The sequence below is a fragment of the Streptomyces incanus genome (assembly GCF_042656345.1).
In the GTDB taxonomy this organism is placed as follows: Bacteria; Actinomycetota; Actinomycetes; order Streptomycetales; family Streptomycetaceae; genus Streptomyces; species Streptomyces incanus.
On the sequence record NZ_JBHSPC010000118.1, the window covers coordinates 40,125 to 49,776 of the forward strand.

Annotated in this window: 13 protein-coding genes and 2 pseudogenes; 11 read left to right on the forward strand and 4 right to left on the reverse strand. The window is 68.4% G+C overall.

What is annotated here, in order from left to right; genetic code table 11:
- Nucleotides 1–89 precede the first annotated feature (89 nt).
- From ACFP2V_RS32110 to ACFP2V_RS32120, 3 genes and pseudogenes are all read left to right on the forward strand, one after another.
- Entirely contained in the window at nucleotides 90–731 is a 642-nt protein-coding gene (locus tag ACFP2V_RS32110) for a TetR/AcrR family transcriptional regulator (protein ID WP_381218808.1), read from the forward strand.
- A 147-nt stretch (nucleotides 732–878) separates the two neighbouring features.
- Nucleotides 879–968: pseudogene (locus tag ACFP2V_RS32115) on the forward strand (phosphotransferase-like protein); the annotation flags it as partial.
- Nucleotides 969–1,028: 60 nt separating this feature from the next.
- Nucleotides 1,029–1,571 (forward strand): DUF7008 domain-containing protein, encoded by a 543-nt coding sequence (locus tag ACFP2V_RS32120; RefSeq protein ID WP_381218798.1) that lies wholly within the window; start codon nucleotides 1,029–1,031, stop codon nucleotides 1,569–1,571.
- Between the two features lie 48 nt (nucleotides 1,572–1,619).
- Here the strand turns inward: ACFP2V_RS32120 and ACFP2V_RS32125 are convergent, their stop codons facing one another.
- Together ACFP2V_RS32125 and ACFP2V_RS32130 are read right to left on the reverse strand one after the other, a co-directional pair.
- The gene (locus tag ACFP2V_RS32125; protein WP_381218799.1) at nucleotides 1,620–1,811 is read right to left on the reverse strand and encodes a DUF397 domain-containing protein; all 192 of its coding nucleotides are present in this window, start codon (nucleotides 1,809–1,811) and stop codon (nucleotides 1,620–1,622) included.
- Complete coding sequence (locus tag ACFP2V_RS32130; protein WP_381218809.1) at nucleotides 1,808–2,695, reverse strand: helix-turn-helix domain-containing protein; 888 nt, start codon at nucleotides 2,693–2,695, stop codon at nucleotides 1,808–1,810. The genes ACFP2V_RS32125 and ACFP2V_RS32130 overlap by 4 nt, the downstream gene beginning before the upstream one ends.
- Before the next feature lie 209 nt (nucleotides 2,696–2,904).
- On the opposite strand from ACFP2V_RS32130, the gene ACFP2V_RS32135 reads away from it, so the two are divergent.
- The 5 genes from ACFP2V_RS32135 to ACFP2V_RS32155 all read left to right on the forward strand — a co-directional run bounded on the left by ACFP2V_RS32135 (nucleotide 2,905) and on the right by ACFP2V_RS32155 (nucleotide 6,161).
- Nucleotides 2,905–3,438 carry an ATP-binding protein gene (locus tag ACFP2V_RS32135; RefSeq protein ID WP_381218800.1) on the forward strand — a complete coding sequence of 178 codons (534 nt, stop codon included), beginning with the start codon at nucleotides 2,905–2,907 and terminating at the stop codon, nucleotides 3,436–3,438.
- A gap of 228 nt (nucleotides 3,439–3,666) precedes the next feature.
- The gene (locus tag ACFP2V_RS32140; protein ID WP_381218801.1) at nucleotides 3,667–4,362 is read left to right on the forward strand and encodes a type 1 glutamine amidotransferase domain-containing protein; all 696 of its coding nucleotides are present in this window, start codon (nucleotides 3,667–3,669) and stop codon (nucleotides 4,360–4,362) included.
- The gene (locus ACFP2V_RS32145) at nucleotides 4,359–5,114 is read left to right on the forward strand and encodes an SDR family NAD(P)-dependent oxidoreductase (RefSeq protein ID WP_381218802.1); all 756 of its coding nucleotides are present in this window, start codon (nucleotides 4,359–4,361) and stop codon (nucleotides 5,112–5,114) included. Before ACFP2V_RS32140 ends, ACFP2V_RS32145 begins: the two co-directional genes overlap by 4 nt.
- Complete coding sequence (locus ACFP2V_RS32150) at nucleotides 5,107–5,538, forward strand: nuclear transport factor 2 family protein (protein WP_381218803.1); 432 nt, start codon at nucleotides 5,107–5,109, stop codon at nucleotides 5,536–5,538. Before ACFP2V_RS32145 ends, ACFP2V_RS32150 begins: the two co-directional genes overlap by 8 nt.
- Before the next feature lie 125 nt (nucleotides 5,539–5,663).
- Nucleotides 5,664–6,161: a hypothetical protein gene (locus tag ACFP2V_RS32155; protein ID WP_381218804.1), complete on the forward strand. Its 498-nt coding sequence runs from the start codon at nucleotides 5,664–5,666 to the stop codon at nucleotides 6,159–6,161.
- 136 nt (nucleotides 6,162–6,297) lie between these two features.
- On the opposite strand, the gene ACFP2V_RS32160 is transcribed toward ACFP2V_RS32155, so the two are convergent.
- The gene (locus ACFP2V_RS32160; protein WP_381218810.1) at nucleotides 6,298–6,573 is read right to left on the reverse strand and encodes a hypothetical protein; all 276 of its coding nucleotides are present in this window, start codon (nucleotides 6,571–6,573) and stop codon (nucleotides 6,298–6,300) included.
- 201 nt (nucleotides 6,574–6,774) lie between these two features.
- On the opposite strand from ACFP2V_RS32160, the gene ACFP2V_RS32165 reads away from it, so the two are divergent.
- On the forward strand, nucleotides 6,775–7,104 hold the full coding sequence (locus ACFP2V_RS32165; protein ID WP_381218805.1) for a hypothetical protein: 330 nt from the start codon (nucleotides 6,775–6,777) through the stop codon (nucleotides 7,102–7,104).
- A 1-nt stretch (nucleotide 7,105) separates the two neighbouring features.
- Here ACFP2V_RS32165 and ACFP2V_RS32170 read toward each other — a convergent pair whose 3' ends face one another.
- Nucleotides 7,106–7,669, reverse strand: coding sequence for a fasciclin domain-containing protein (locus tag ACFP2V_RS32170; protein ID WP_381218806.1), 564 nt, complete (start codon nucleotides 7,667–7,669; stop codon nucleotides 7,106–7,108).
- A 258-nt stretch (nucleotides 7,670–7,927) separates the two neighbouring features.
- Between ACFP2V_RS32170 and ACFP2V_RS32175 the strand changes: the two are divergent.
- Together ACFP2V_RS32175 and ACFP2V_RS32180 are read left to right on the forward strand one after the other, a co-directional pair.
- Nucleotides 7,928–9,235 (forward strand): annotated as a pseudogene (locus ACFP2V_RS32175) (helicase-related protein); the annotation flags it as partial.
- 112 nt (nucleotides 9,236–9,347) lie between these two features.
- Nucleotides 9,348–9,652, forward strand: a 305-nt coding sequence (locus tag ACFP2V_RS32180; RefSeq protein ID WP_381218807.1) for a DUF2397 family protein, incomplete at its 3' end; no start/stop codon positions are given.

Genomic DNA, 9,652 nt, shown 5'->3' on the forward strand with positions numbered 1-9,652 from the left:
CACTCCATCCCACTCGTCTCTCGCCTTGGTGAAAATATATACCAGGTGCAGAAATGCCCTCGGGGTAGCTTCCTGTTACGGTGTGCGTCGTGGACGGCAAGCCAGGGCTACGGGAGCGAAAGAAGCAGCGGACCCGCGCGGCGATCTCCGATGCGGCGATCGCACTGTTCCTCGAACACGGCTTCGACCAGGTCTCGGTGGCCCGGGTGGCCGAGGCGGCCGAGGTGTCGAAGCGCACGCTCTTCGCCTACTTCCCGACCAAGGAAGACCTCGTGGTGCATCGGCTCGCCGACCACGAGACCGAACTCGCGCGCGTCGTGCGGGCCCGCCCACCCCGCACTGACCCGCTGACCGCGGTGCGTGAGCACTACCTCGAGGGGCTGCGCGAGCGGGACCCGATCACCGGACTCAACGACCATCCCCAGGTGCGCAGAGTCCACCGGATGATCGTCGACGCGCCCTCGCTGGTGGCCCGGATGGAGCGGTTCAAGACCGGCGCCGAACGCGCGCTCGCCCAGGCGCTGCACGAGACGGCAGCCATTCCGGAACTCACCGCACGGCTGGCCGCCGCCCAGATCGTCGTGGTCCGCTGGACACTGGCAGAGGACAACGCCGATCGCCTGGCGGCCGGAGAGTCGGCCGACGCCCGCTATGCGGGGGCGGTGGCTGACGCAGAACACGCCTTCGCGCTGCTGGAGAACGGATTGCGACAACCGTTTCCGCAGCAGTGACTGCCGAAAGCCAAGTACTTTACCGGTGAAGAGGCGGTACTGCCGGTGTGCATGATTCCTCGGCCTCACCACGATGGCACCGCAGGCCCGTCCTGAGGTGGGAGGTCCACAGGTCGTACCGCCGGAGCGGCAGTCGTGTGATCATCCCTGCATGACGGCCGGATCATCTTCCTTGACGGCGCGTCCAGTTCAGGAAAGTCGAGCATCACCTGCGAGCTGCTCGACGTTCTCGACGACATCGACGTGCCGGGTGGGATCGGGTGCGGTTCCGCGCACCAAGCGCCCTGCGCTCACCGTGTGCGGCCTGAGCGCGCGCAGTGGGAAGAGGTCTGGCGGCAACAGCGCGAGGAGGACAGGACGGGGCAACGGCTCGACATCCCCGTACCGCCCACGTACACGTCCGCCGACTTCGCCCGCCCGTCCTACTGGTCGAACCGCGGCAAGCTCGACGTGCCCAAGGAGCGGTTCATCTCCTACCCCGAGGCCGGGCCCGACAACGACTCGGCGCTGATGCTCGGGTGGGCCGGCTGGGGTCACAAGGACCAGGCACAGGCCCTCTTCGAGCTGCCGGCCGCCCGCACCACGCGGGACGGCTGGAGTTCCGAGCGGGTCGTTCCGCTGCTCGCTGGACTCCACGAGGTCATGCCCTGGGTCAAGCAGTGGCACGGCGAGTACGACGACGAGTGGGGTGACGTACCGGCGGACGAGCTGGAGGCCGAGTACGAGAACCAGCTCCGCAAACACCAGGTTGGCGCAGAGGAGTTGCAGGCTTGGCGCCCGGTGCGGAAGACGCGTGGCCGTAAGGCGGCAGCGAAGCAGCCCGCGCTGGAAGTCGAGTAGCCGTGGGAGATTCGGTGGGGCAGCGACGGGCGCCGCCCCACCGGAAGCTCAGACGCGCGAGTCGACTGCCAGCGTCGTAAACGCAGACCAGGCATCGCGGGACACAGCCAGTGCCTGCCGCTGCGTGTCCTTCGAGTCCCGGACACGAACGGTGTCAGGGCACGTAGCGACCTCCACGCAGTTGCCGCCTCCACCGCCGCTGTAGCTGCTCTTGAACCAAGCAAGTTCGGTGGTGCTCATAGCGCTCCTCGCATCTGCTCCAGCAGGCTCGCGGTGGCTTGATGACTCAGAGCCTGCGAGCGCATCTTGCCATAGCGCTGAAGCATGGCGCTTGCGGCTTTTGTGTCGGTGACGAGCATGCTGCAGTCGTGGGCTTCTACGTAGCCCACCCACCGATTCTCCACTGTCTCGGCGAGGTAAAGAGGACCCTCGAAACCGGAGTGATCCTCCTGAACCCGAGGCATGATCTGAATCTCCACGTTCCGGAGACGGCCCACATCGAGCAGGTTGTTGAGCAGTGCCTGCGTGACCTCGGCACCGGCCAGGCGGCGGTCCAACAGCGCTTGTTCGACGACGAAGCTGAACGTGCTGTTCGGCCGCTCGGTCAGCAGGCGTTGGCGTTCGAGCCGGGCCGTGACCTGCTGCTCGAACTGTTCCTCCGACAAGGGCGGCAGACGCCGGTCGAAGAGGGCGCGAATGTAGTGCTCGGGCTGAAGCAAGCCCGGAATTACAGCGCACTCGTACGCGTACAGCGAGATCGCCTCCTCCTCGATCCCCGCCCACTGTCGGAACCACGACGCCAGCCCCGCCTTCCGCGTCAGGCTCCGTGCCGCCGCTGTCAGGACTCGCCCCGCAACGGCCCCCAAGGCCTCCTCCGACCGCTCCAGCAGATCCCTCGGCGGGAAGCGCTTCCCCTGCTCGATCTTGGCGATGTACGCGGCCGAGTACCGTACCAGCGGCGCGAACTGTTCCTGCGTCAGCCGGGCTTCCTCCCGCAAGGACTTCAGCACCGCGCCGAACGTCTTGAGGCTGTCGGACAGTTCCGGCTCGCAACTCCCGCCGCCTCCTCCGCCTCCGCCCTGCCCCGAACTCCCGCCCACCCCGCCGCCGTTGCCCGTCGCCATCGCAGCCGCCTTCCCCTGTGCCGCCAGGGCCGTACCCGTGCCGGCCCCGAACGCTTGCCGTACCGTGTGCCGGGCGCGCTGCGCCACGCTCGGCACGCTCATCGTCACGTACAGCGACCGGTCCAGTCCAGCGAGTGAACCAGTACAGCGTGATCTGTATCAGCGCCGGACCTGCCGACGGGCCGTCAACGCCCCGCAGGCTGGCCCCCATGCCAGCCCCTCACACCCCCACACCCGCCCCGGCCCGCTCCTTCGCGCAGCGTTTCTCCGCCACCCGGCGCGGTGCGCGTCTCGCCCGGCTGCTCGCCGCGCACCAGCTCACCGAGTGGGGCCACCCGCACGGCACCGAAGCGCACGACACGGCCGTCCTCGTCGTCGCCGAACTCGCTTCCAACGCCGTCCTGCACGGCCGTGTCCCGGGGCGGGACTTCGCCCTGTCCCTGTCCTTGGGCGACAGTCGGGGCGTCGTCCGGATCGAGGTGACCGACACTCATCCCGCCCAGCCGGCGCGGCCGGCTCCCGGCCCGGACGAGGACGGGGGCCGTGGCCTGCTCCTCGTCGACGCGCTCGCCGCCGACTGGGGCGTGAGCGACCGCCTCGGCCCCGGCAAAACGGTCTGGGCCGAGTGCGCGACTGCTCCCCGAGTCCGACAACTCGGCTCACGGCCGGCGGACGTAACAGGGATCGACGGGGAGTGTCCGGTGGAACGGCTTCGGAGTCACCACAGCCATGCGGAACCGTAGGTCCATCAGGACTTGGCAGAGCATCGCCAACGATCACCCGGCAAGGAAGCGACGTCGGGGCCGGCCCCGGCCCGACTGCCGTCCGCCGCATTCGCCCTGAACCTCGGCGCGCGCGCATGAATGACCGAGACTACATTGGGGAGAGGGGGGAAGACCGGCGGCGGCGAGCCGGTTTTCTGGCTCATCCCGCGGAACCCTGAAACAGGCGTCCGAGAGGGGATCCTTGCCATGGCCAGGGTGCTTTTCATCGTGACCGGAGCCACCTACTGGGTGTTGAAGGACGGCACGAGGTACGCGACGGGCTACTGGGCCGAGGAGTTCGCGAACCCGTACAAGATCTTGACGGACGCCGGCCATGAGATCGTCGTCGCGACGCCCAACGGCGTGACCCCCAACGTCGACATGATGAGCCTACGCCCCGAGATGGTCGGCGGAAATGACAACGCCCTCGAACTGGAGGCCGTCATCCGTTCCGCGGAGGTGATGCGTCGGCCCTTGCGACTGTCGGACGTCCGCCTCGAGGACTACGACGGGGTGTACTTGCCGGGCGGCCACGGTCCGATGTCGGACCTGGCCTGGGACGCCGATGCCGGACGGCTGCTGACGCAGCAGCTGACCTCGGGTAACCCTCTGTTCATCGTCTGTCACGCGCCTGCCTCGATGCTGGCGACCAGGATCCACGGCGAGTCGCCGTTCAAGGGCTTCGACATCACCTGTTTCACCAACGAGGAGGAGGAGGGCGTCGGACTGGCCCCCCTGGCCCCGTGGCTGCTGGAGACCGATGTGCAGGAGAAGGTCGGGGTCAACTTCAGCCGCGGCCCGATCTGGGAGCCGTACATGGTCGAGGACCGCAACCTGGTCACCGGGCAGAACCCGGCTTCGGCCGCGATTCTGGGCAACCGGATGCTGGAAATCCTCAAGTGAGCGTGGACGACACCACGGGTGCGGACACCGCCCGGAAGGTCGCGGTCATCACCGGTGCCAGCGGGGGCATCGGCTCCGCCGTCGTCACCGCCTACCGCGGCCTCGGGTACGCGGTCGCGGCCACCAGCCGTTCCATGCCGGAATCCGAGGACCCGCAGGTGTTCGCCTTCAGCGGCGATCTGGTGGAGCCCGGTGCGGGCGAGCGGATCGTGGGGGCGGCGATGGATCGGTTCGGCCGGATCGACACCGTGGTCAACAGCGCCGGCGTCTACATCGGCAAGCCGTTCACCGACTACACGGACAAGGACTTCGACCTGATCGTCGGTGTGAACCTGCGCGGATTCTTCAACGTCTCGCGCAGCGCCGTCGGCGCGATGCTCTCCCGGGGTGAAGACGGCGGTCACCTGGTGAACATCTCCACCTCCCTGGTCGACCAGCCGAACGCACAGGTGCCGTGCGCGCTCGCGTCGCTGACCAAGGGCGGCCTGAACGCGGTCACCAAGGAGTTGGCGATCGAATTTGCAGGGCAGGGCATCCGCGTGAACACCGTCTCGCTCGGCGTCGTCCGTACGCCGATGAACCCGGAGATCACGCCCGAACTCGTGGCTCGCCATCCACTCGGGCGGATGGAAGAGGTCGACGACGTCGTCCAGGCCATCGTGTACCTCGAGCAGGCGTCCTTCGTCACCGGCGAGGTCCTCCACGTGGACGGCGGCCAGAGCGCCGGACAGGGAAAGGATTGCGATGAATGACAGCGCAGGCACCGGGTCCGTTCCACGCGAAGGGCTGAACAGGGCCGCACTCGAGGAACACTGGCGAGCATCGGAACGTGGGGATACCGACGCCGAGCATGCCCTTTACGCCGCGGACGCGATCCTCGACTACCCCCAGTCAGGTGAACGATTCCGGGGCCGCGCGACGATTTCGGCGCAACGTGGGGGGCACCCTGCCAGTCGGCACTTCACCGTCCACCGGATCGTCGGCAGCGGGGATCTGTGGGTGAGTGAGTGTGTCATCACGTACGACGGGGTGCCCACCCGCTCGGTGAGCGTGATGGAGTTCTCCCACGGGTATGTGGTGCACGAGACGCAGTACTTCGCGGACCCCTTCGATGCGCCTGAGGGGCGGAAGGCACTCGCGGAGCCGATGCCGGGCAGGAATATCGCCGGGGCCTGACCCTGGGCCTGACCCTGGGCCTGACCAGGGCCGCAGGGCGATGTGCGCAGCCGGATCGTGGCCATGTGCTCCGGTCCGTGTCCGGTGCGGACCGTGGAGGCGTCCGTACGGAGGAGGAAGGGTCCATGCGCTGTGTGATACGTCCACTTCTCTACGGAACCGCGGCCGGCGCCGCGGGTACGACCGCGCTCAACGTCGTCAGCTACGCGGACATGGCGCTGCGGGCCAGGCCGGCGAGCGCGACACCCGAGGTCACCCTGCGCAAGCTCGCGGCGAAACTGCATGTGAGGATCCCCGGCGACGGCCCGGCCCTGGACAACCGGGTGGCGGGACTCGCCCCGCTGACCGGAATCGCCAGCGGTCTCGGGATGGGAGCCCTGCTGTCCCTGGCCCGCAGCGCCGGCTGGCACCCGTCCCAAGCCCCCGAATACGCTGTTGCCGCAGTGGGGGCGATGATCGGCACGAACGGTCCGATGACGGCTCTGGGCGTGACAGACCCGCGGACTTGGTCGGCGTCGGACTGGGTCTCCGACATCGTCCCCCACCTCGCCTATGCGGCGGTGACGGTGACGGTTCTCGACCGCCTGTACGCGACGCCCGGCGGTGGGACCGTATCCCGTTGAGGTGGGTCCGGCGCGAGGCGAGCGACAGTCAAGACCTGTGCATGGGTTGACGTGCACTTCAGCGACGCGAGCTCCGCTGTACGCAAGTGCCCACCGTTTGCTGCCTGCGCACCGCACGTGAAGGTCGGCGAGGAGATCAGCGGAGTCGACGCACCGGGCAGGGTGCCACTTCGCGGAGTTCGGTGATGCCGCGCCTCTTCGGGTAAGCGTCGTCGTCGGCCCGCTCCTTGGTGACGATCGCGGGACGGACGCCTTCGTCGATCAGTGCGAAGAACTCGTGGGCCACGTCGAGGCCGGCCCGCCCGTAGTCCGGCACCACCAGGGCGGTGGGCCGAGCAGGGGGCTGCGGGGGCGCGGTGCCGTCCCTGCCCCGGACCCCGATCCGGTCGAGCCCGCGCCGCTCGATACGCACCCACGTATCGCGGTCCGTCCGCGCGCCGATCGAGCGACGCTCGCGTACTACGGTGTCCCGATCCAGACATGTCCGAAGCGACTGCTCCGCACGACCGAACCTCATCAACTGCTCTTCGGAGCCGTACTGCTCGGCCCGACGCTGGAGAACCTGAGCTGGCGCATCGTTGGCTACGCGGTCCTCAGCCTCACCGTCCTCCGGATGCTGCCAGTGGCCGTCGCGCTCGCCGGCAGGGGGCTGCGACTGCCCACGGTGGCCTACATCGGGTGGTTCGGACTCCGCGGTCCGGCGTCCGTCGTGCTCGGGCTGCTCCTTGATGAGGAGCACGTCCAGGGAGTCGAACTGCTGGCGAGAGTGGTGGCGGTCACCGCCGGCCTGGGCGTGCTGCCGCACGGTGTCTCCGCCGCCGCCCTCGCCGACCGGTACGGCCGCCGGCAGGAGAGGACCACGGCCACGGACCGGAAGCTGCGCGAGGGAGCTCCCGTTCCCGAGTCCACACGGGTCGCCCCGCGCCGGGAACGGGAGCCATGAGTCAGGACGGGGGCTGGAGGACGGTGTCAATGACGTAGATGGTGGCGTTCGCGGCCTTGATGTTGCCGCAGACGATCTTCGCCTTGCCGTTGACCTTGAAGTCGGTGCCCGAGCCCGACGTGGTCAGTTTGCTGCCTTCCAGCGTCGTGAAGGAGCCCTTGGAGAGTTCGTTCGGGGCGATCTGCTTGTCCACGACGTGGTAGGTCAGCACCTTCTTCAGCTGCCCCTGATTGCTGAGCAGCGAGTCAAGCTGCGACACGGTCACCTTCTGGAAAGCCTGGTTGTTGGGCGCGAAGACGGTGACGTGGGGTTTCCCGTCGAGGGTGCCGCTCAGCCTTGCCCTGACCGCGGCTGAGACCAGCTGGCTGAGCTGTGGATATGCGGCCGAGGCCTCTACGACCTTGTCCTTGGAGGTGTCGGCCTTCTGGGAGAGCGCCGAGCAGCCGGGACCGAACGTCCCCGACGGGCTGGGAGACGCATCCTGTGCGTGGCTCTGCGACGCCAGACCTCCAAGCGCGAGCGGGATGGCGACCACAGCTGCCGCGGTGACCCTTGCTGTACGCATGCGAGTGAACCTCATCGCAACCTTCCTCTCGTGGAGGGCGTGGACACTGCAGAGGTTTGGACTGCGGAAGTCGTCGTTTCCGGTGGGCGGGGTGGGGCGGATCCTGCTCCCGGTCTCGGGCCATCATCACCCGGCCACTCAGCGAGCGTATCCAGCAGGTGCCGGTGACCGCATCTCGAAGTCCGGACGCGGTGAAAGCCCCGCCCTGCCGGACCTCGGCTACCAGGTTCGCAGTATTGACGCCTTCAGGTGTAGCCCAAAAAGCTCCGCGCCAAGGGCGTCACCACCTTCCTGTCGCACGCTTCGCTCTCCCTCGACGAGCGCCGACGTGCCGAGGCGGCCTTCGCCGAGGCCCGCGACTGCGTGATCATCTCCACCAGCACGCTGGAACTCGGCATCGACGTCGGTGACCTGGACCGCGTCATTCAGATCGACGCCCCTGCCTCGGTCGCCTCCTTCCTCCAGCGCCTCGGCCGTTCCGGACGCCGTGAAGGGTCCGCACGCAACTGCCTGTTCCTGGCCCTGGACGAGGACGGTCTGCTGGGCGCGGCCGGACTGCTGCTCAAGTGGTCGCAGGGCTGGGTGGAGCCCGTCGTGGCGCCACCGGAGCCCCGGCACATCGTCGCCCAGCAACTCCTGGCGCTGTGCTTGCAGGAACATCGCGTCGGTGAGCACTTGTGGCAGGAGTGGTGGAACGGACTCGGCCCCTTCGGCACATCCACCGCCGAGCCTGTTGTCCGGCACCTTGACGACCAGGGGTACCTGGACAGGGACGGCGGCATGCTGTTCATCGGACCGGAGGCCGAGCGGCGCTTCGGGCACCGCCACTTCATGAACCTCACCGCCGTGTTCACCGCACCCCCGCAGTTCACCGTTCTCCAAGGACGCACGGAGATCGGCCGAACCGACCCCAGCCTCCTCACCGAACGGCTCGACGGTCCGCGTCGGCTTCTGCTGGCCGGCCGGAACTGGCAGGTCACCTACATCGACTGGCGGCGCAGGCGCTGCTTCGTCGAGCCGGCCGACGGGGGAGGCAAGACGAAGTGGAGCAGCGCCGGGTTCGGCCTGGCGGGTTCCCATGAGCTCACGCGCGCCGAACGCCAGGTACTGCTGGGCGAGGACCCGCCCGTGAAGATGACCCAACGGGCGACCAGCGCCCTGCGCCGGACCCGCGAGGAGTACCTGGACCGGGTGCATCCCGGAGGCACCTTGATCATTCAGGACGCGGGAGGCCACGTGCGCTGGTGGACCTGGGCAGGCCACCGCGCCAACGCCACGCTCGCTGCGACCCTCGACACGGTGGTTGTGCCGGGGCAGCACATCAACGACCGCTGGATCCGGCTGCGGGAGGACGTCACCGCGCGCACCTGGAGCGACGCCACGAAGGACATGACGGACCAGCTGTGTCTTCCAGACGTCGACGAACGCGCACTGCGCGGCCTGAAGTTCGCCGAGGCCCTCCCGCCACGCCTCGCCGGGGCCACACTGTCGGCCCGGCTGGCCGACACGGAGTCCGCTGCCGCCGTGCTCACGGAACCGGTGCGTTTCCTCCGGTGCGAACGGTGACATCGGCGTGGTGCTCTATGGGGATGAGGAAAGAAGGCGGTGAGCGGGCCGGCGCACGAAAAGTGGACATCCCGTACAGTCGAGGGCGCCGGTTTGGAACAATGGATCGACGATGACCTCCGAGACCTCCCAGAGGCCCGAAGCCTCACAGCCCTTCGGCCCCGCCCCCGCCGACTACGCCCCCTTCGCCCACCTCACCGTCCCCAACGCCCCCCTCTACCGCCAGGTGATGCGCGCCTTCCTCGCCGCCAAGGAGCGGTTCGCGGTGCATCTGCGGCCGGAGGACGTGCACGCGGCGCTGGACGCGGGGAGCCGGCCCGCCGACGTCGAGGCGGTGACGCAGGCGCTGGACAAGCTCGTGGAGTGGGGCAATCTGCGGGCCGATCCGGACCACGCGCGGGTGACGGCGGTCGAGGA